Below are 20,830 nucleotides of genomic sequence, written 5' to 3'. Positions count from 1 at the left end.
CATTCGCGGCCACCTCGGGGTGCCCATGACGGGCTGAGACGCGCTTGCGGACCCGTTGAACCTGATCCGGCTCACACCGGCGGAGGGAAGGTCTCGCATCCCTTTCTTTCGTGACCCAGAATTGAAGGAGTGCCGCGATGATGCGCCATCTGATCCCGCTTGCCCTTCTGGCCGCGACCCCGGCCGTGGCGCAGGAGAAACCCGTGCTGACCGTCTATGCGGGCGAGTCCGTCGCCAGCGAATGGGGGCCGGGGCCCAAGATCGAGGAGGGCTTCGAGGCCTTCTGTGCCTGCGACCTGCGCTTTGTCACCGGCGACATCCTGCCCCGGCTTCTGATGGAGGGCGCGGCGACCGAGGCCGATATCGTCTTCGGCCTGAACACCGACGTGACCGCGCGGGCCCGCGCCTCGGGGCTGTTCGCGCCGCATGGGCAGGACGTGTCCGGCCTGTCGCTGCCGATCGCATGGGACGATCCCATCTTCCTGCCCTACAATTGGGGCGAGACGGCCTTCGTCTATGACGAGACGCGGCTGGAAAACCCGCCCACCAGCTTTGCCGGGCTGCTGGACGCGCCCGACGACCTCAAGATCGTCATCCAGGACCCGCGCAGCTCGGTTTCGGGTCTGGCGCTGCTGCTGTGGGTGAAGGCGGCGTTCGGTGACGCCGCGCCCGAGGCCTGGGCAAGGCTTGCGCCCAAGGTGCTCACGGTGACCAAGGGCTGGTCGGAATCCTACGGCATGTTCACCGAGGGCGAGGCCGACATGGTCCTGTCCTACACCACCTCTCCCGCCTATCACATCGCCGCGGAAAACGACACCACCAAGCACGCCGCGATCTTTCCCGAAGGCCAGTATTTCATGGCCGAACTGGCCGGCCAGATTGCCTCTACCGATCAGCCCCTGCTGGCGCAGGCCTTCATGGACTGGATCCTGACACCCGGGTTCCAGGAGGTCATCCCGCTGGCGAACTGGTCGCTGCCCGCCAAGCTGCCGCAAGAGCAGTGGCCGCAGGTGATGCGCGACCTGCCGCGCCCGGAAAAGACGCTGTTTCTCAGCGAAACCGAGGCGCAGTCGCTGCGCGACGAGGCGCTGGACGAATGGCTGCGGGCATTCTCGCGCTAGGCGCCCCCCGCGTCCCGGCCCTGGGCGGCGCCCTGGTCGCCGGGGCGCTGGCCGCGCTGATCATGGGCACTCTTGCGGCGGTCGCATGGCAGGCGCAGGGGCTTGCGGCCCTTGGCCCATGGGACTGGCGGGCGGTGCGCTTCACCCTCTGGCAGGCGGCGCTGTCCGCGGCCCTGTCGGCCGTCCTCGCGATCCCCGTGGCCCGCGCCCTGGCCCGGCGCCGCTTTCCGGGCCGGGGCGCACTGGTCACGCTGCTGGGGGCGCCCTTCATCCTGCCGGTGATCGTCGCGATCATGGGGCTGATCGCGGTCTTTGGCCGCAATGGCGTCATCAACGAGACCCTGCGCGCCGCCGGCCTGCCGGAATTCAGCGTCTATGGCTGGCAGGGCGTCATCCTGGCGCATGTGTTCTTCAACCTGCCGCTGTCGGTGCGGCTGATCCTGCAAGGCTGGCAGGCCATCCCGGCCGAGCGGTTCCGGCTGGCCGACAGCCTCGGCTTTGGCCCCGCCGACACGGCGCGCCACCTGGAACGACCGATGCTGCGCGCGGTGCTGCCGGGGGTCTGGCTGGCGGTGTTCCTTGTGTGCCTGACCTCCTTCACCGTGGCGCTGGCGCTTGGCGGCGGCCCTTCGGCCACCACGGTCGAGCTGGCGATCTATCAGGCGTTCCGGTTCGACTTCGACCTTGGCCGGGCCGCGGCGCTTGGGCTGGTGCAGATCGGGCTGAGCCTTGCGGCAATGGGCCTGGCGCGCCGGATCGCCATTCCGGCCGCCTTCGGGGCCGGGCTGCAGGCCGCCCGGGGTCCCGCGGGGCCGCGGGGCTGGCGGGTCGCGGCGGACGCCATGGCCATTGCGCTGGCGGCGGTGTTCCTGCTGTGGCCGGTGCTGGCGGTGACGGCGGCCGGCCTGCCCGCCCTGCCCGCGCTGCCGCCCGAGGTCTGGCAGGCAGCACTGCGGTCGGTGCTGATGGCACTGGCCTCGGCGCTGCTGGCGCTGGCGCTGGGGCTGACCCTGGCGCTGGCCATCGCGCGCGGCCGCGGCGGCTGGATCGAGGCCGCCGGGATGCTGCCCATCGTCGCCTCGCCCCTGGTCCTCGGCACGGGGCTGTTCATCCTGCTGCGCGGCTGGGTCGCGACCGACATGCTGGCCCTGCCGCTGACCGTTCTCATCAACGCAATCATGGCGCTGCCCTTCGGCCTGCGGGCGCTGATCCCCGCCGCGCGGACCCTGCAGGCCGATTTCGGGCGGCTGGCCGACTCGCTGGACCTGCGCGGGCCTGCCCGCCTGCGGCTGCTGGTTCTGCCGCGGCTTGCGCCGCAGCTGGGCTTTTCCGGCGGGCTGGCGGCGGCGCTGGGCATGGGCGATCTGGGGGTCATCACGCTGTTTGCCACCGACAGCCCGACCCTGCCGCTGAAGCTGTATCAGCTGATGGGGTCCTATCGCATGGCCGAAGCCTCGGCCTGCGCGGTGCTGCTGATGGCGATCAGCTTTGCGCTGTTCTGGCTGTTCGACCGGGGGGGCAGGCTTGCTTGAGTTTCGCGACATCGCGGTGAGGCGAGGCGACTTCACCCTGACGGCCGATCTGGCCGTCCCGGACGGCGCGCGGGTCGCCGTGATCGGGGCCTCGGGGTCGGGCAAGTCCACGCTGCTGGCGCTGGTGGCCGGGTTCCTGCCGCCGGACCGGGGCCGGATCCTGTGGCAGGGCCGCGACCTCGCCGGCGTGCCGCCCGGAGAACGGCCCCTGTCGGTGCTGTTCCAGGACCAGAATCTGTTCCCGCATCTGGACGTCGCGCAGAATGTCGGGCTGGGCCTGCGGCCCGACCTGCGCCTCGATCCCGCACAGCGCCAGCGGGTCGGCGAGGTGCTGACGGCGGTCGGGCTGTCCGGCCATGAACGCCGCCGCCCCGCGAGCCTGTCGGGCGGCCAGCAGGGCCGGGTCGCGCTGGCGCGGGTGCTGCTGCGCGCAAGACCGATCCTGCTGCTGGACGAACCCTTCGCGGCGCTTGGCCCGGCCCTCAAAGCCGAGATGCTGGAACTTGTGGGTCGGATCGCGACGCAGACCGGGGCCACGGTGCTGATGGTCACCCATGATCCGCGCGACGCGGCCCGCTTTGCCCCGCAGACCATCCTGATCGACGCGGGCGTGGCCCACCCGCCCCGGCCCACGCGGGCGTTGCTGGCCGATCCGCCGCCGGGCCTGCGCGACTATCTGGGCTGATCGGGCGCCGGCCTGCTGATCCCGGGCGGCCAGCGCCTTGGCGGCGTTGATCACCCCCCGGCCCGCAGCCCTCCTTGACAGCCGTCGGAATGCGCAGATCCGCACGTAGGGTGGGAACGGGCGGGTCGAGGCCGCGCCGCTGCTCCTTCATCGCGTCGATGCTGGCCCGGCTTCCCATCGCCCGTTCCCCCCCTTCAGCGTCAGTCCATCGAATATCGTCCGGCGGATGGCTGGCAAGCCGCACGATGCCCCGACCCCATCGGATTCTGCATGGCTGGTCTGCGTGAATTCCAGAACCACCAGTATTAAGAACAGGCTTATGGTCGCGCGCCCTGCCCATTTTCACCTGGTCGATTTCGGGCGCGACCAGTCGTTTTTCTGCCACGGCTTGAAATTCCCGTAATTTTTCACGATCCCCCACACCGGCCATCACAACTGCCTCATATCAAAGTGATTTAGGGTATTCAGCCCATGTGAGACACTGGTGATGAGAAGATCCGGACACCGCCCTGAGTCTTTTCTTCGAATCGCCACTTTCACCGATTTTTTTTATTGATTTTCGCCATCAACCGATTTTTCACGTCATTTTCACGCGAGGGGCGGATGAATGACTTCGGGAATGCCTCGCGGGTATCGGGAGGCGCAGGGAGTAAAAAGGAGCACCTCATGGCTACGATCTTCGGAGACAACAACAACAACACCATCCCCGGCGGGGCGGCGGCCGACCTGATCTACGGGTTTGGCGGCAATGACAGCCTTGGCGGCGGCGGTGGCGCCGACACCATCTATGGCGGTACCGGCAACGACACGATCCGGTCCAGCGGGGCCGGCATCTATGACGGCCAGGATGACAATGACTATATCTATGCCGGCCTCGGCACGCCCGAGACGCTGCGCGGCGGCAACGGCACGGACTGGCTGAACACCACCACCTTCAACGGCGACTACACCGTCAACCTGACGACCGGGGTGACGAACTACGCCGGTGAAAGCTTTACCGCGTTCGAGAACCTTGTCACCGGCTCGGGCAATGACAGCCTGACCGGCACGACGGGCAACAACGTCATCTACAGCGGCGCCGGCAACGACACCGTCGATGGCCTCGCAGGCAACGACTATATCTGGGGCGATGCGGGCAATGACAGCCTGGTCGGCGGCGGCGGAACCGACACCATCTACGGCGGCATCGGCAACGACACGATCCGGTCCAGCGGCGCGGGCCTCTATGACGGCCAGGACGGCGATGACTATGTCTATGCCGGCCTTGGCACGCCCGAGACGCTGCGCGGCGGCAATGGCACCGACTGGCTCAACACCACCAACTGGGGGGGCAATTACGTCATCAACATGACCACCGGCGTCACCAATTATGCCGGCGAAAGCTTTACCCAGTTCGAGAACCTCGTCACCGGCGCGGGCAATGACAACCTGACCGGGACGACCGGCGACAATGTCATCTACAGCGGCACGGGCAACGACACCGTCGATGGCCTCACGGGCAACGACTACATCTACGGCGATGCGGGCAATGACAGCCTGACCGGCGGCGGCGGGACCGATACCGTCTACGGCGGCACCGGCAACGACACCATCCGCTCCAGCGGCGCGGGGGTCTATGACGGCCAGGACGACAACGACTATGTCTATGCCGGGCTGGGCGTGGCCGAGACGCTGCGCGGCGGCAATGGAACGGACTGGCTGAACACCACCACCTTCAACGGCAACTACAACGTGAACCTGACAACCGGGCTGACCAACTATGCCGGCGAAAGCTTCACCCAGTTCGAGAACCTGATCACCGGATCGGGCAATGACAGCCTGGTCGGGACGACGGGGGACAACAGCATCTACAGCGGCGCCGGCAACGACACCGTCGATGGGCTGGCCGGCAACGACTACATCTACGGCGATGCGGGCAATGACAGCCTGACCGGCGGCGGCGGGACCGATACCGTCTACGGCGGCACCGGCAACGACACCATCCGCTCCAGCGGCGCGGGGGTCTATGACGGCCAGGACGACAACGACTATGTCTATGCCGGGCTGGGCGTGGCCGAGACGCTGCGCGGCGGCAATGGCACGGACTGGCTGAACACCACCACCTTCAACGGCAACTACAACGTGAACCTGACAACCGGCGCCACGAACTTCGCCGGAGAAAGCTTCACCCAGTTCGAGAACCTGATCACCGGCGCCGGGAACGACACGCTGACGGGCACGAATGGCGGCAACATCATGGATGGCGGCGCCGGAAATGACCGGATGTCGGGGCTGGGCGGAAACGACTATCTCTATGGCCGCAATGGCAACGACACCGTCTATGGCGGCGGCGGCAACGATTTCATGACCGGCGACAACAACAATGACAGGCTGTATGGCAGCGCCGGCAATGACGCTCTTTACGGCGGCAGCGGCAATGATCGCCTTGACGGGGGCGGCAACAACGACTTCCTGAACGGCGGCGCGGGCAGGGACACGCTGCTGGGCGGGTCGGGCAACGACACGCTGGTGGGCAGTGCCGGGGCCGACCTGCTGACGGGGGGCGGCAACAACGACGTCTTCCGCTTCTACAGCACGGGCGATTCGCCGTTCGGGGTCGTGAACAATTACGACACGATCACGGACTTCCAGGGGGCGGGAATCCAGTTCTTCGGGGCGACCGAGGACCGGATCGACCTGTCGTCGGTCTATGGCGGCACTCTGACCTTTACCGGCACAAGCGCTGGTGGGATGGGCACCGTCTGGATGCAAAATGTGGGCGGGCAGACCTGGATGCGCGTCAACACCGACGCGGATGCGGCGGCCGAGATGACCGTGCGCATCGAGGACGGGGCCAGCACCGCCAGCAGCTATTGGGCGGGCGACTTCTTCCTGTAGGAGCACCGGCCCGGGCATGACGGGGGGCGCGGCCGCGAGGCTTGCGCCCCCTTTTCGCGGGCCGCGACATGGGCGTCGCACGGCGCCGCACCAAGGCTGCACGGGGGATGCACAGGGGGTGCACAGCCTGTACACCGACAACGCCCGCCGTCTTAACGATCCGTTGACGCAACGCGGCCAGACTGGCGCGGTCGATCAGGGGGCGCGGGCAATGGCGGTCAGCAAGGCGGAACAGGCGCGGCGGGTGAATTACCACTACATGGCCGATGCGATGCGGATGCTGGAATGGGACCTGCACAGCACGATCCTGGACCGGATGCGCATCCCGGATGAATGGCACGAGATCGCGCGCGAGAAGCCGGTGCCGAAAAAGACGCGCGTCACGCTGCGGCTGGATGCGGACCTGGTGGCGTTCTTCCGCAGCATGGGGCCGGACTGGCAGGTGCGGGTCAACCGGCTGATGTCGGTGTGGATGCATGCGCGGCTGGCGGGCGTGATCCGGGGCGGCGAGACGATGGACTACCTGGCGCGGCGCGAACCCGAATTGTTGGACGGCACGCGCCCGGAGTTCGGCGGCTATCAACTCGAGCTGGACGCGGCGATCGGCGCGCCGGAGGCCGGGGCCAGCAAGGCGCCGGGCGGGGTGCCGATGGTGGAGACGCGGGTGATGTCCCCCGCCGCGCGGCGGGCGCTGATGGAGGAAATGAAATCGCGGAACGGGATGGGGGAGGTGTAGGGCGCGGCGCTGGCGGACATGGCCGAGGAGCCGCTGCGTTCCCCCCTCGACGGGGCGGGGGTGCCCATGGAGGGACCCCGCCGGATCAGCGAGAGGGGGAAGAAGGGGCTGCTGGGGGAGATGTTGATGCGGAATGGGATGCGAGGGATTAGGTAAAGCTCAAGTTAGCGAGAAAGTCCTCAACACGCTCCTGCTCTTTTCCGGACCGGAGCCGCTGAGAATCTTGGTCATTCACCCGGTTGTCCTTCAGCGGCGGAACTTTCGCATCTACCTTAGGCATATGGGGATAAAGCAACGTTGTACCTTCCCGTTTAGGCATGTCGTGCTTAGGCATGGTCCGTCTCCAAAGGGTTAAGCTCCCGGCTGTAGTAGTGCTTCCGCCTTATCCACTTAAAACCTTCATGTTTCGTTACCGTAGCAACGTCCAAGTCGCCGCCGACTGTGTTAGATCCAATAGAGAAACGGACGAACTGCTTCTGGGTTTCAGCCAAGAAAACTGCAAGATCAATCGCGTCGCGGGTCGGCATCGCAGGGTTAGCTAGCCCTGCTTGTGTATGCTGTGCAACGTGGCGAATGCACGCATCAAGATGCTCTGGATCAAGCCCGGCTGACAGAAGTGCGTTCGGCAGCCCCTGACCATAACCGAGAAGCAGCCGGTTGATGGCTTCAGTCTGTCCGCCCCAACTGATCATGGCAGGTAAGTCTCGCGCAGCCTCGCAAGCCGGCGCAGGGCAGTCACCGTCTTGGATATGAATTTTCCAGATCTCTCCGAGATCTTGTTTCGCCGAATAGCCGCCAATCCAGTACTGGAATGTGCCTTGCGGTTTCGTCTCCAAGCTGGCGAACCGCACCTCGAAAAAGTACTTCCGTACCAAGTTTGCGACTTCCTCTAACGTGTAATCGTCAGCAGAAATCCTATAACCGTCGCTGCTACTGGTGAATAATGCCCTAAGATCTTTCGACATAGTCGATATAGAGCAGGGGCCGAAATTCCCGATGCCTGCCGTCATGCCAGCAATCGGAAGGCCCTTATGCAGGTTGAAGACCTTGTTAGCATGGTCGTAAATGTTCACGACATGCTGACGACCCGCTTCATCTATGCCTGTGAGCGAAGTCGCACTATCAGCCGTGAACACTATGCAGTCGTGAACCTTCAGAGCGACGCAGACGGTCATTCAGCACCCCCAAAGCCATTGAATCAGAAAAGGAGCGCTACGTCCAAAACTTAATCCGATTCAATTTCATGTGCTTGTGACTAAGCCTGCAACGACCTCACGCCCACTTCCCCCTCCTCACGTGACTTGATCGCAGCCACGGCGGCGATGCTGCCGGCGGCGGTGGTGAAGTAGGGGATCTTGTCATAGAGGGCGACGGCGCGGATTTCGCGGCTATCGGCGATGGCCTGGGCGCCTTCGGTGGTGTTCAGGACCATCGCGATCTCGTCGTTCTTCAGCCGGTCGACGATGTTCGGGCGCCCCTCGTAGACCTTGTTCACACGGGTGGAAGGGGCGCCGTTGGCGTCGAGGAAATCGGCGGTGCCCGAGGTGGCGACCAGCGAGAAGCCCATCGCGACCAGATCGCGGGCGGCGGCGGCCAGCGCGTCGGATTTGTCGGCGTCCTTGACGGAAATGAAGACCCGGCCCTGATGCGGCAGGTTGGTTCCCGCGCCCATCTGCGCCTTGAGGAAGGCGCGGGCGAAGTTGCGGTCCCAGCCCATCACCTCGCCGGTCGAGCGCATTTCCGGGCCCAGCAGGGTATCGACGCCGGGGAAGCGGGCGAAGGGCAGCACGGCCTCCTTGACGGAAAACCAGGGCGTGATCGGGTCGGCCAGCGTCATCGGATCGGCGAAGGGCAGGTCATCCTCGGGGCCGACGCCTTCGGGATAGGGGGCGCGGTCGGGGAAGTTCGAGATCGGCTCTCCGGCCATCAGGCGGGCGGCGATCGAGGCGATGGCGCTGTCGGTGGCCTTGGCGACGAAGGGCACGGTGCGCGAGGCGCGGGGATTGACCTCGAGCACGAAGATCTCGCCGTCCTTGAGCGCGAACTGGACATTCATCAGCCCCTTGACGCCGAGGGCGCGGGCCATCGCGGCGGTCTGGTCTTTCAGCGCGTCGATGGTGGCCGCGTCCAGCGTGTGCGGGGGCAGCGAGCAGGCAGAATCGCCGGAATGGACGCCGGCTTCCTCGATATGTTCCATGATGCCCGCGACATGGACGTTCTCGCCGTCGCAGAGGGCGTCGACATCGACCTCGATCGCGCCGGAGAGGTAGCTGTCGAGCAGGACCGGATTCTTCCCCGAGACGGTGACGGCCTCGGTGATGTAGCGTTTGAGGTGGTCCATGTCGCGCACGATCTCCATCGCGCGGCCGCCGAGGACGTAGGAGGGGCGGATGACGAGGGGGAAGCCGATGCGCCGGGCGATCTCGATGGCCTCGGCGTCGGAATGGGCGATGCCGTTGACGGGCTGTTTCAGGCCGAGGTCGTTCAACAGGCGCTGAAAGCGTTCGCGGTCCTCGGCCAGGTCGATGGCGTCGGGGGTGGTGCCGAGGATCGGGATGCCCTCGGCCTCGAGCGCGTTGGCCAGTTTCAGCGGCGTCTGGCCGCCGAACTGGACGATGACGCCGTGCAGGGTGCCGGCCTGCTGTTCGGTGTGCAGGATTTCCAGCACATGTTCGAGGGTGAGGGGTTCGAAATAGAGCCGGTCCGAGGTGTCGTAGTCGGTCGAGACGGTTTCCGGGTTGCAGTTGACCATGATGGTTTCGTAGCCGGCCTTGGTCAGCGCGAAGCAGGCATGGCAGCAGCAGTAGTCGAACTCGATCCCCTGGCCGATGCGGTTGGGGCCGCCGCCGAGGATGACCACCTTGCGGGCCCCGGTGGGGCGCGATTCGCATTCCACGTCGCCCATCGCCGGGGCCTCGTAGGTGGAATACATGTAGGGGGTCTGGGCCTCGAATTCGGCGGCGCAGGTGTCGATGCGCTTGAACACCGGGCGGATGTCGAGGGCGCGGCGGGCGCGGCGGATGTCGGATTCGTCGCGGCCGGTCAGATGGGCGAGGCGGGCGTCGGTGAAGCCCATCATCTTGAGCCGGCGCAGGCCCTCGGCGTCGGCGGGCAGGCCCGCGTCGCGGATGGCGGCCTCGGCGTCCACGATCTCGCGGATGCGGGCGAGGAACCAGGGGTCGAAGCGGGTGACGCGGTGGATGTCGTCGTCCGACAGGCCGAAGCGCATCGCCTCGGCGATGACGCGGATGCGGTCGGGGGTCTGGCGCGACAGGGCGGCGATGACGGCGGGGCGGCCCTGCTCGGCGGCGCCCTCGATGGCGATCTCGTCGAGGCCGGTCAGGCCGTTCTCCATCGAGGTCAGCGCCTTCTGCAGCGATTCGTGGAAGCTGCGGCCGATCGCCATGACCTCGCCCACGGATTTCATCGCGGTGGTCAGGTCGGGCTGGCTGCCGGGGAACTTCTCGAAGGCGAAGCGCGGGATCTTGGTCACGACATAGTCGATGCTGGGCTCGAAGCTGGCCGGCGTGACCCTGGTGATGTCGTTGTCCAGCTCGTCCAGCGTGTAGCCGACGGCCAGTTTCGCGGCGATCTTCGCGATCGGGAAGCCGGTGGCCTTCGAGGCCAGCGCGGACGAGCGGCTGACGCGGGGGTTCATCTCGATCACGACCATGCGGCCGTCCTCGGGGTTGATCGCCCATTGCACGTTCGAGCCGCCGGTCTCGACGCCGATCTCGCGCAGGACCGCGATGCTGCCGTTGCGCATGATCTGGTATTCGCGGTCGGTCAGGGTCAGCGCCGGGGCGACGGTGATCGAATCGCCGGTATGCACGCCCATCGGATCGACGTTCTCGATGGCGCAGACGATGATGGCGTTGTCGTTGCGATCCCGCACGACCTCCATCTCGAATTCCTTCCAGCCCAGCAGGCTTTCATCGACCAGCACCTGCGCCACCGGCGAGGCGTCCAGCCCCGAGCGCACGATGCGTTCGTAGTCGTCGCGGTTGTAGGCGACGCCGCCGCCGGTGCCGCCAAGGGTGAAGGCGGGGCGGATGATGGCGGGCAGGCCGATCTGTTCCAGCGCCTCCATCGCCTGGGCCACGCCCGCGCCGATGTCATAGCGACCGTTCGGCCCCTTCGGTGCCGCGACAATGGTTGCCCTGGGGTTTTCCAGCCCGATCCGGTCCATCGCCTCGCGGAACAGCTTGCGATCCTCGGCCATCTCGATGGCGGACCGCTGCGCGCCGATCAGTTCGACGCCATAGCGGTTCAGCACGCCCATGTCGGCCAGCGCCAGCGCGGTGTTCAGCCCGGTCTGCCCGCCCATCGTCGGCAGCAGCGCGTCGGGGCGTTCCTTGGCGATGATCTTTTCGACCACCTCGGGGGTGATCGGCTCGATATAGGTCGCGTCGGCCATTTCCGGGTCGGTCATGATCGTCGCCGGGTTCGAGTTCACGAGGATGACCCGATAGCCTTCCTCGCGCAGCGCCTTGCAGGCCTGGGCGCCGGAATAGTCGAATTCGCAGGCCTGCCCGATCACGATCGGCCCCGCCCCGATGATCAGGATGGACTTGATATCGGTTCTTTTCGGCATGGAAGCCTCCGGGCTGGCAGGGACGGTCGCAAATCGTCCGGGGTTATAGCCAAGCGCGGCGGGGGCGCAAGGCAGGAAGGGCCTCGCGGCCGGATTTGTCGCGCCCGCGCCGGCGCCGGCGGGGCAGGCAGCGGTGCGGGGACAGGCCCTTGGCCAGCGCGGCCGCGGGCGTGTATGCGGGGGACAGTCGCGCGCGGCGGCGATCCCGGCCGCGCGCCCGGTCGGAGAGGCAGGGGTGGATCAGCAGGCAGGTTTCCAGTGGCGACCGGCGGGCCCGGTCACGGTCGATGGCCGCCCCCTGCCCGAGGATGCGGCAGGCGCATCCGCGCTGGCGCGCGATCTGGTGGCGCTGCGCGGGGCGATCCGCGCCGGGGCCGAGTTCAGCACCGGCCCGCAGGGCGTGGCGGTGGTCCGCGGCGGCGAGCCGGGGCAGTTCCGCAGCCGGTCGGGCGGCACCACCGGGCCGGCCAAGGCGATCCGGCGCAGCCATGCCTCGTGGCGGGCCAGCTTCGCCGTCAACCGCGACAGGCTGGGGGTCACCGGCGCCGACCGCTATGCGGTGCCCGGCGCGCCGGCGCATTCGCTGGCGCTGTATGCGGTGGTCGAGGCCGCCGATCTGGGCGCCGGGCTGGACGTGCTGGCCGGGCTGGGGCCGCGCGCGCAGGTCCGGGCGATGGCCGAGGCCGGCAGCACGATCCTCTATGCCACGCCCACCCAGCTGCGGCTGCTGTGCGAGGCGGGCGGCGCCCTGCCCGCGCTGCGCCATGTGCTGTGCGGCGGCGGCGCCATGCCGCCGGGCCTGGCCGCGCGGCTGGCGGCGCTGTGCCCGCAGGCGCGGCTGCGGCAGTTCTACGGCGCCGCCGAGACCAGCTTCGTGGCCTGGGACGAGGGCGGCGCCCCGCCGGGCAGCGTCGGGCGGCCCTATCCGGGGGTCGAGCTGCGCATCGCCGACCCGGTGGACGGCATCGGCGAGATCTGGGTGCGCAGCCCCTACCTGTTCGGCGGCTATGCCGAGGGCGGCAGCCCCAAGACGCGCTGGCAGGGCGGATTCCTGAGCGTGGGCGAGATGGGCGGGCTGGATGCGGACGGCCATCTGCGCGTGGTCGGGCGGCGCAGCCGGATGGTCACCATCGCCGACCGGAACGTGTTCCCCGAGGCGATCGAGGCGCTGCTGGCGCAGGCGCCGGGCGTGACGCATTGTGCGGTGCTGCCCCGGCCCTGCCCGCGGCGCGGCACGGTGCTGGTCGCGGTCGTCGCGGGGGCTTTGGACGCGGCGGCGGGGGATGCGCTGCTGGCCCGCTGCCGCGCGGCGTTCGGCCCGCTGGCCGCGCCGCGCGCCCTGCATCGGCTGGCGCGGTTTCCGCTGACCGTGGCGGGCAAGCCCGACCTGGCGCGGATCGCCCGGCTGCTGGAGGCCGGGCAGTGAGCGGGGTGCGCATCCTCGGCGCGCTGCGCCTGCCGGTCGCGCCGCGCGGCGGGGCGCTGTCGCGGCACGAGATCCACCAGCTGGGCGCGCCGCTGCTGCGCCGGCTGCTGGACGATGCCGGCCTGCCCCCCGAGGCGGTGGACGAGGTGGTGGTCGGCAATGCCCTGGGCGGCGGCGGCAATCCGGCGCGGCTGGCGGCGCTGGCCGCCGGGCTGCCGCAGCGGGTCGCCGGGCTCAGCATCGACCGGCAATGCTGCGGCGGGCTGGACGCGCTGATCCTCGGCGCGGCGCTGATCGGCGCGGGCGGCGCCGAGGCGGTGCTGGCGGGCGGGATCGAAAGCTATTCGCGCCGGCCGCTGCGGCTGCGCACCGATCCGGGCGGCGGCCCGCCGGTCGCCTATGACCGCCCGCCCTTCACCCCCTGGCCGGACCGCGACCCCGGCATGGATGCGGCGGCGGCGGCGCTGGCGGCCGAGGCCGGGATCGCGCGCGCCGCGCAGGACGCCTGGGCCATCGACAGCCACCGCAAGGCGCGGGCGGCGCGGATGCACGACGAGATCCTGCCGCTGGCGGGGCTGGATCGCGACGCCTTTACCCGCGCGCTGTCGCCCACGCTGGCGGCGCGGGCGCCGGTGCTGTGCGGGCCGATCACCGCCGCCAATGCCGCCGTGGCCGCCGATGGCGCGGCCTTCTGCCTGATGGTGTCGGACCGGCTGGCGGCGCGGCTGGGGGCGCGGCTGGGGGCCGGGCCGGGCGGGGTCGTCTGGCGCGGCGGCGCGACCCTCGGCGACCGCCCCGAGATGCCGGGGCTGGCGCCGGTGGCGGCGATCGGCGCGGTGCTGGACCGCGCCGGGCTGCGCGCGGATCGCCTGGCCGTGGCCGAGGTGATGGAGGCCTATGCCGTGCAGGCGCTGGCCTGCATCGCGGGCGCGGGGCTGGACCCGGCGATCGTCAACCCGGGCGGCGGCGGGCTGGCGCGGGGCCATCCGGTCGGCGCCTCGGGCGCCATCAACGCGGTGCGGCTGTTTCACGAGCTGCGCAGGCGCGGCGGCACCGGGATCGCCGCCATCGCCGCGGCGGGCGGGCTGGGCAGCGCGGTGGCGATGGCGCTCAGCTGAAGCCGCGGAAGGTGGCGAACTGCGCCAGCGCGTCGCGGCCGGTGCGGACGGCGTTCACAGGCGCATCGGGGTCGGGCCGGCCCAGGGCCAGGCCGCAGACCACCATCTCGTCCTCGCCGAGGCCCAGATGCGCATGGGCGACATCGGCGTGGTTGGCCAGCGCGCCGATGCCGCAGCTGGCATGGCCCATCGCCTCGGCCGCCATCATCAGCGCCATCAGCGACATGCCCAGGTCCATGAAGCAGCCCTTGCCCATGTCGGGCCGGATCGTCACGACGATCCCGACCGGGGCCGAGAAGAAGGCGTAGTTGCGCAGGAACTGCGCCTGCCGCCCGGCGAGGTCGCGGCGCGCGATGCCCAGCGCGGCATACAGCGCATGTCCCGCCGCGCGCTGCCGGTCCTTGAGGTCGGCCGGCATCGGCTGCGGGAAATAGGAATACTGCGCCACCGGGGGGCGGCCGGATTCGGCCGCGGCAACCAGCGCGGCAGCCAGCCCGTCCAGCGCCGCGCCGGTCAGCACATGGAAGCGGCCGGGTTGCAGGTTGGCGCCGCTGGGCGCGCTGCGGGCGGCGCGCAGGATGCGTTCCAGATCGGCGCGCGGCAGCGGGTCGGGCAGGAAGGCCCGCACCGAGCGGCGCCGCGCCAGCACGGCCTCGACCGGCGTTTCGGGGGGCGTTGCGGGGCCTGCGGCGGGCGTTTGGGCGCCTGCGGCGGGGGCGGTGGCATCGGAGGGGGGCGCGTCGCTCATGCGATGGTGATAGCGCGTCCCGGCCCCGGGGGCGAGGGCGTCGCGCGGCACCGGGAGGCTGCAGGGACCCGGGGCTCGGACCCGGCACGGGGCGCCGGTCAGCAGGGTCGGTCGTCGGGCGTCTTTCAGCGGGCGTCGGTGGGGGCAGGGCCAAGCGTGGCGGGGCTGCCCGACAGGATCAGCGGCCGGGCGCCCAGCCTTGCGGGTTCCTCTGCGTCATGGGTGACGAGGATCAGCCCCGCCCCGCTGCGGTCCAGGAGGCCGGCGGTCAGCGCGATCATGCGGTCCGCCGTGTCGGGATCGAGGCTGGCGAAGGGTTCGTCCATCAACAGGATGTCGGGCCGCGCGGCAAAGGCGCGGGCCAGCGCCAGCCGGCGCTGCTGGCCCAGCGACAGCTGGCGCGGGAACTGCGCCTCGCGCCCGGCCAGCCCGACCTGCGCCATCAGCGCGCCCGCGGTGGCCGCGTCGCAGCCGGTCGGGATGGTGATGTTCTGAAGCGCCGGCCGCCATGGCAGCAGGGTCGGCTCCTGAAACACCATCGCCACGCGATCATCGCCCGACAGGTGCCCGGCAAAGGCATGGTCGAGCCCGGCGACGATCCGCAGCAGCGTGGACTTGCCGATGCCGGAAGGGCCCAGCACGGCCAGCCGCTGGCCGCGCCCCGCCGTCAGCGACAGCGGACCCAGCACCGCGCGCGGACCGAAGGCCTTGCCCTGCAGGTCAAGCCGCATCGCGCCTCCAGCGGTTCGCCCGCGCCTCCCAGCGGCGCAGCAGGCCGATGTCGATGGCCAGCATCACCGCCACGAAGGCCAGCGCCCAGGCCAGCACGCCGGCCACGTCGAAGCTGGAGAACAGCAGGTGGATCTTGAAGCCCACCCCGTTCGAGCGGCCGAGGAACTCGACCACCAGCACGATCTTCCAGATCAGCGAGATGCCGGCCCGCGCCGCCGCCGCCACATGCGGCGCCAGCTGCGGCAGCACGACATGGCGCAGCCGGTCCAGCCGCGACATGCGGAAGGCCGCCGCCATCTCGTCGAGATCGGGGCGCAGCGCGCGCGCCCCCTCGCGCAGCATGACCGTGACCAGCGGGATCTTGTTCAGGGCGATCGCGGCGGCCTCGTTCAGACCGATCCAGATATAGGCCAGCACGATCACCACCAGCGCCGGCATGTTCAGCGCGATCACCAGTGCCGGGTTCAGCCAGTGGTCGGCGCCGCGCGACCGCCCCATCCACAGCCCCAGCCCGACGCCCAGCGTCATCGCCAGCACGAAGGCGGCCAGCACCCGCATCAGCGTCATGCCGGCATGCAGCCACAATTCCCCCGACATCACCAGCCCCGCCACCCGCGCGGCCACCGCGGCCGGGCCGGGCAGGCTGCGCGGCGTGTCGAGAACCGCCGCCGCCACCGCCCAGAGCGCCAGCATCAGCGCCACCGAGACGACCCCCGGCACGAGACCCGGGACCGGGCCGCCCGTCGGGGCCCCAGTCACGGGAGCAGTCACGGAAGCAGCCGCGGGCGCGGTCCCCGGCGAGGCGGCGGGTCGCGCGGCCGGGTCGGCGTCGGCACCGGTTCCGGGGCGATGGCGGCTGGCGCTACTCACCCGACCAGAACAACCCCTCGGGCAGCGTCTGCAGGCCGCCGGTCAGATCCTCGCCGCCAAGCTCGGCCATCACCGCGAACATGCGCTGCGCCCCGGCCGCATCGACCGGTCCCTCGGGCGGGATGCCGGCGATCCAGCCGTCGCGCAGGGCCTGGAACTCGGCCTCGGAGGCGGCGTCCATGATCGGCCGGATCGCCTGCCAGGCGGCCGGATCCTCGGACAGGATCCGCTTGGCCTGCCGCGAGGCCCGCGCCAGCCCGCGCGCGAGGTCGGGATGGTCGGCGATCCAGTCGTCGCGCAGCACATAACCCAGCAGCGGCGTCGCGGGATCAAGGCCCAGCGCGGCCGAGGCCTGCGCCACGCTGACCACCTCGCGCATGCCACCGGCCTTCATCTTGGCCAGGAAATGCCAGAAATTCACCGCCGCATCGACCTCGCCCGTCTCGGCGGCGTTGCGGATCACGGGCGGCGCCCCGAACACCTGCCGTGTCGTCGCGGCCAGATCCTCGCCGGTCCTGAGGCGGCCATAGGCGCGCAGGATCAGCCAGCTCTTGTCGACCGGGCCGCCCGCGATGCCGATGCTGCGGCCCGACAGCTCCGCAAGGTCGCGCACCGGGCTGTCGGCAGGCACCACCAGCCCGCCGACGGCGGTGGAATAGGGCAGGAAGGCGAAGCCCGCGCCCGCCGCGCGCTGCTGGGCCACCCACAGGAAGTCCGACACGATCGCATCGACCGCGCCGCCCTGCATGGCGATCTGGGTGGCGGGGTTGCCGGCCAGCGGCACCACCTTCAGCCGGAAGCCGTTCTCGCGGTCGAGGCCGCGATCCGCGATCGTTCGCAGTTCCCAGTTGACGGTGCCGTTTTCCAGCGTGCCGACCGTCAGTTCCGGCGCGGCCTGCTGCGCCAGCGCGCCGGACGCTGCCGCGATCGCGCCCAGAACGGCGCCCAGCCACAGACCGGCCGCCGCGACGGCGGCCCTTGCGCGGGTCCGGCCCATGCCGCCTCCTCCCTGTTGACGCGGCCAGCGTGGCATGGGGCAGACCCGCTCACAAGTGCGCGCCCATCAGACAATGGTCGTGCATAGCCCTTGCTTTGCGCCACCCTGCGCTTACAATCGGGGCCAATCATGCGGCTCGTGGGGGCAGGCGGCATGCACAAGGGGAGGAAGCCACCATGACCGCCGCAGCCATGCAGGCGCGACCGTCGACGCCCGTGAGACCGGGCGCCGATCAGGTCCGCGAGATCCTGATCGTCGACGATCACCCGCTGATGTGCGACGCGCTGGCGCTGACGCTGAAGATCAGCTTTGGCCTGAAGAATGTCCGCACCGCCCGCAGCCTTGCCGCAGCGATCGAGCAGATCCGGTCGCAGGGCGCACCCGATGCGGTGATCCTGGACCTCAACCTGCCCGACGCCCGCGGCTCCGAGGGGATCGTGGCGCTGCGCCGGCAATTGCCGGACGTGCCGATCACGATGATCTCGGCCGATCTGGAGGGCGCGATGATCTCGGCCGCGATGGCCGCCGGGGCGCAGGGCTATATCAGCAAGTCGCTGTCGCGCGAGGCGCTGGTGGACAGCCTGCGCCGGATGTGGGACGGCGAGCATGTCACCCCCGAGGGCTATGACCCCGAGGAAGCCGATGCCGAGGACGAGGCGCGGGCCGAACTCGCACGGCGCTTTGCGACGCTGACGCCGCAGCAGATGCGCATCCTGCGGCTGATCTGCCAAGGCAAGGCCAACAAGGAGATCAGCTACGAGCTGTCGATCGCCGAGGCCACCGTCAAGACCCACATCACGGCGATCATGTCCAAGATCAACGCCCGGCGCCGCACCCAGGCGGTGCTGCTGGCGAATTCGGTCCGGCTGTTCGAGGCCGGATGATGCATACCGGCCCGGCTGCGAAGGAGGGCGCCGCCGGGCCGGTGGCCGTGCAGGCCGACCGCGGCGAAGGCGACACGCTTTCGATCCTGCTGGCCGGCCTGCGCGCCGTAAACCCAGCGCTGGTGCTGCTGTTCGCCGCCGACGGCGCCGAGCTTGGCGCCCTGCACGGCGGCCTGCGGGCCGGGCTGCCCGCGGGCTGCGTGCTGGCCGGCTGTTCCTCGGCCGGCGAGATCGGGCCCTGCGGCTATGCCACCGACAGCGTCGTGGCGATCGGCTTTCCGGCCGGCCATTTCCGCGCCCGGACGCTGGTGCTGCCGAACCTGTCGGCCCTGCCGGTGTCGGAGTGGATGGCCGCGCTGCGGCGGCTGCACCTGGATTTCGCAGCCGATCCGCACTGCGCGCTGTTCGGACTGCTGCTGGTCGACGGCCTTGCCGGGCAGGAGGACGCGCTGGTGGCCACCATCGACGCCGCCCTGCCCTCGGTGCCGACGCTGGGCGGATCAGCGGGCGACGGGCTGGATTTCGACCGCACCTCGCTGCTGGTCGATGGCGAGGTCGTGTCGAACGCGGCGGTGTTCACGCTGGTCGAGACCGACCTGGCGGTCAGCGAGGTGACCTTCGCGCATTTCAGCCCGACCGAGACCCGCGCCGTCGTCACCGCCGCGATCCCCGAGAAGCGCCGCATCCTGGAACTGAATGCCGAACCCGCCGCCGAGGAATATGCCCGCATCATCGGCATCCCGCCCGAGCGGCTGACCCCGACCGAGTTCGCCCGCCACCCGCTGCTGCTGCGGATGGGCCGGCGGCACCATGTCCGCGCGATCAGCGCGCTGACCGAGGATGGCGGGCTGTCGCTGATGTCGGCCATCGACACCGGCACCGTGCTGACGCTGGGCCGCGCCGAGGACCTGACCGAGGGCTTCGCCGAGGCGCTGGCGGCGCTGCCGCGTCCGCCGCTGATGGTGCTGGGCTTCGACTGCATCCTGCGGCGCCTCGCGCTGGAGCGCGAGGGCCTGACGCAGACCATGTCCGAGCTGTTCCGCCGCTATCGCGTGGCCGGCTTCAACACCTATGGCGAACAGCACAGCGGCATGCATGTGAACCAGACCTTCGTCGGGCTGGCCTTCATGGCGCAGGCCGGCGCCGGCGGCACGGGCCGCACCGATGCAGCGTGACGACGACCCGCCGGCGCGCCGGATCGACAAGCTGCGGCGGATCAACCAGGTCCTGATCGACCGCATCGACCGGCTCGAGGAATCGCGCGGCTCGGCCTGGTCGATGTTCCAGGCCGCCGTCGCGCTGGAGCAGGAGGTGCTGACCCGCACCCGGCAGCTGGAAAAGGCGATGGCGGACCTGTCGCAGCGCAACCGCGAACTGGCCGTGGCCCGCGCCGCCGCCGAGGAGGCCAACCGGTCCAAGACCCGCTTCCTGCGCGCGGCCAGCCACGACCTGCTGCAACCGCTGTCCGCGGCGCGGCTGTTCCTGGCGGCGCTGACCGACACGCCGATGGACGAGCAGCAGCGCGAATTGACCGACCGGCTGTCGGGCGCCTTCGAATCGGTCGAGCAGCTGATGCACGCGGTTCTCGACATCTCGCGGCTGGACAGCCAGCGGATCGAGTTCCACCGCCAGCCGGTGCCGCTGGGCGAGCTGTTTCGCAGGCTGGCCGCCGAATACGCCCCGCTGGCCGAGGAAAAGGGGCTGCGGCTCAGCTTCGTGCCGACCGATGCGGTGGTGGAAAGCGACCCGGTCTTCTTGCGCCGGATCGCGCAGAACCTGGTGTCGAACGCGATCAAGTATACCCATCGCGGCGGCGTGGTGGTGGGCGTGCGCCCGCAGGGCGCGACCTGCTGGCTGTGCGTCTATGACAGCGGCCAGGGCATCCCGGCGGTCGATCGCAACCGCGTCTTCGACGAGTTCCAGCGCCTCGCCCACGACCGCGGCACGCCGGGCATGGGGCTGGGCCTGTCGATCGTGCGCCGCGCCTGCGCCAAGCTGGGCCACCCGATCAGCCTGCAATCCGAGGCGATGCGCGGCACCGTCTTCCGCATCGGCCTGCCGCGCGTCGCCGCCGGGGCGGATGCCCGCGCCGCCCCCGCCGATCCGGCGCTGTCGGCGCTGCGCGGCCGGGTCGCGCTGGTGATCGAGAACGATCCGGGGATGCGGCGCGGCTACGAGATGATCCTGCGCGACAGGCTGGGCATGGTCGCCCGCGTCACCGGCGGCACCGCCGAGGCGGCGGCCACGATGGGCGACGAGCCGCCCGATGTCATCATCGCCGATTTCCACCTGGAACAGGACGACAACGGCATCCTTGCCATCCAGACCCTGCGCGCGCGGACCGGCCAGATGGTGCCCGCAGTGATGATCACCGCCCATCGCGACCCGGAACTGGCCCGCAACTGCGCCGCGATGGGCACCGTGCTGATCGAGAAGCCGGTGCGCCCGCCCGAACTGGGCGAGATGCTGGCCCGGCTGCTGGCCTGACGCTGCGACATTGGGATGAGGCG

16 protein-coding genes and 1 riboswitch are annotated in these 20,830 nt (G+C 69.8%); of the genes, 10 read left to right on the top strand and 6 right to left on the bottom strand.

Features of this window, described 5'->3' with window-relative positions:
* Positions 1 to 5 precede the first annotated feature (5 nt).
* Positions 6 to 105: riboswitch (TPP riboswitch) on the top strand.
* Positions 106 to 137: 32 nt separating this feature from the next.
* The 5 genes from Q5Y72_RS05595 to Q5Y72_RS05575 all read left to right on the top strand — a co-directional run bounded on the left by Q5Y72_RS05595 (position 138) and on the right by Q5Y72_RS05575 (position 6,951).
* The gene (locus tag Q5Y72_RS05595; RefSeq protein WP_305962413.1) at positions 138 to 1,121 is read left to right on the top strand and encodes a thiamine ABC transporter substrate-binding protein; all 984 of its coding nucleotides are present in this window, start codon (positions 138 to 140) and stop codon (positions 1,119 to 1,121) included.
* Positions 1,097 to 2,653 carry an ABC transporter permease family protein gene (locus Q5Y72_RS05590; protein WP_305962412.1) on the top strand — a complete coding sequence of 519 codons (1,557 nt, stop codon included), beginning with the start codon at positions 1,097 to 1,099 and terminating at the stop codon, positions 2,651 to 2,653. Before Q5Y72_RS05595 ends, Q5Y72_RS05590 begins: the two co-directional genes overlap by 25 nt.
* Positions 2,646 to 3,338, top strand: coding sequence for a thiamine ABC transporter ATP-binding protein (locus tag Q5Y72_RS05585; protein WP_305962411.1), 693 nt, complete (start codon positions 2,646 to 2,648; stop codon positions 3,336 to 3,338). The genes Q5Y72_RS05590 and Q5Y72_RS05585 overlap by 8 nt, the downstream gene beginning before the upstream one ends.
* 666 nt (positions 3,339 to 4,004) lie before the next feature.
* Entirely contained in the window at positions 4,005 to 6,215 is a 2,211-nt protein-coding gene (locus Q5Y72_RS05580) for a calcium-binding protein (protein ID WP_305962410.1), read from the top strand.
* A gap of 163 nt (positions 6,216 to 6,378) precedes the next feature.
* On the top strand, positions 6,379 to 6,951 hold the full coding sequence (locus Q5Y72_RS05575; protein ID WP_305962409.1) for a BrnA antitoxin family protein: 573 nt from the start codon (positions 6,379 to 6,381) through the stop codon (positions 6,949 to 6,951).
* A 326-nt stretch (positions 6,952 to 7,277) separates the two neighbouring features.
* Here the strand turns inward: Q5Y72_RS05575 and Q5Y72_RS05570 are convergent, their stop codons facing one another.
* Together Q5Y72_RS05570 and carB are read right to left on the bottom strand one after the other, a co-directional pair.
* Entirely contained in the window at positions 7,278 to 8,126 is an 849-nt protein-coding gene (locus tag Q5Y72_RS05570; protein WP_305962408.1) for a hypothetical protein, read from the bottom strand.
* A gap of 80 nt (positions 8,127 to 8,206) precedes the next feature.
* Entirely contained in the window at positions 8,207 to 11,545 is a 3,339-nt protein-coding gene (carB, locus tag Q5Y72_RS05565; RefSeq protein ID WP_305962407.1) for a carbamoyl-phosphate synthase large subunit, read from the bottom strand.
* 235 nt (positions 11,546 to 11,780) lie between these two features.
* On the opposite strand from carB, the gene Q5Y72_RS05560 reads away from it, so the two are divergent.
* Both Q5Y72_RS05560 and Q5Y72_RS05555 read left to right on the top strand, forming a co-directional pair.
* A complete protein-coding gene (locus Q5Y72_RS05560; protein ID WP_305962406.1) occupies positions 11,781 to 12,971 on the top strand; it encodes an AMP-binding protein in 1,191 nt (396 codons plus the stop codon).
* Entirely contained in the window at positions 12,968 to 14,089 is a 1,122-nt protein-coding gene (locus Q5Y72_RS05555; protein ID WP_305962405.1) for an acetyl-CoA C-acyltransferase, read from the top strand. The genes Q5Y72_RS05560 and Q5Y72_RS05555 overlap by 4 nt, the downstream gene beginning before the upstream one ends.
* Here the strand turns inward: Q5Y72_RS05555 and Q5Y72_RS05550 are convergent.
* The 4 genes from Q5Y72_RS05550 to Q5Y72_RS05535 all read right to left on the bottom strand — a co-directional run bounded on the left by Q5Y72_RS05550 (position 14,082) and on the right by Q5Y72_RS05535 (position 17,436).
* Positions 14,082 to 14,837: a nitroreductase gene (locus tag Q5Y72_RS05550; protein ID WP_305962404.1), complete on the bottom strand. Its 756-nt coding sequence runs from the start codon at positions 14,835 to 14,837 to the stop codon at positions 14,082 to 14,084. The two genes, Q5Y72_RS05555 and Q5Y72_RS05550, sit on opposite strands and share 8 nt — an antisense overlap.
* A gap of 125 nt (positions 14,838 to 14,962) precedes the next feature.
* A complete protein-coding gene (locus Q5Y72_RS05545) occupies positions 14,963 to 15,568 on the bottom strand; it encodes an ATP-binding cassette domain-containing protein (RefSeq protein WP_305962403.1) in 606 nt (201 codons plus the stop codon).
* Positions 15,558 to 16,328, bottom strand: coding sequence for an ABC transporter permease (locus tag Q5Y72_RS05540; RefSeq protein WP_371930768.1), 771 nt, complete (start codon positions 16,326 to 16,328; stop codon positions 15,558 to 15,560). Before Q5Y72_RS05540 ends, Q5Y72_RS05545 begins: the two co-directional genes overlap by 11 nt.
* Before the next feature lie 103 nt (positions 16,329 to 16,431).
* Positions 16,432 to 17,436: an ABC transporter substrate-binding protein gene (locus Q5Y72_RS05535; RefSeq protein WP_305962402.1), complete on the bottom strand. Its 1,005-nt coding sequence runs from the start codon at positions 17,434 to 17,436 to the stop codon at positions 16,432 to 16,434.
* Positions 17,437 to 17,612: 176 nt separating this feature from the next.
* On the opposite strand from Q5Y72_RS05535, the gene Q5Y72_RS05530 reads away from it, so the two are divergent.
* From Q5Y72_RS05530 to Q5Y72_RS05520, 3 genes are read left to right on the top strand one after another with little or no spacing between them, the layout of a single operon-like run.
* Positions 17,613 to 18,320, top strand: coding sequence for a response regulator (locus Q5Y72_RS05530; RefSeq protein ID WP_305962401.1), 708 nt, complete (start codon positions 17,613 to 17,615; stop codon positions 18,318 to 18,320).
* Positions 18,320 to 19,495, top strand: coding sequence for an FIST N-terminal domain-containing protein (locus Q5Y72_RS05525; protein WP_305962400.1), 1,176 nt, complete (start codon positions 18,320 to 18,322; stop codon positions 19,493 to 19,495). The genes Q5Y72_RS05530 and Q5Y72_RS05525 overlap by 1 nt, the downstream gene beginning before the upstream one ends.
* A complete protein-coding gene (locus Q5Y72_RS05520) occupies positions 19,485 to 20,807 on the top strand; it encodes an ATP-binding response regulator (RefSeq protein ID WP_305962399.1) in 1,323 nt (440 codons plus the stop codon). Before Q5Y72_RS05525 ends, Q5Y72_RS05520 begins: the two co-directional genes overlap by 11 nt.
* Positions 20,808 to 20,830: the final 23 nt, after the last annotated feature.

Origin of the sequence: Paracoccus spongiarum (genome assembly GCF_030732095.1) — a bacterium.
In the GTDB taxonomy this organism is placed as follows: domain Bacteria; phylum Pseudomonadota; class Alphaproteobacteria; order Rhodobacterales; family Rhodobacteraceae; genus Paracoccus; species Paracoccus spongiarum.
The sequence above is the reverse complement of the archived record's forward strand: the minus strand, read 5'-3'. Positions and strand labels throughout refer to the sequence as shown.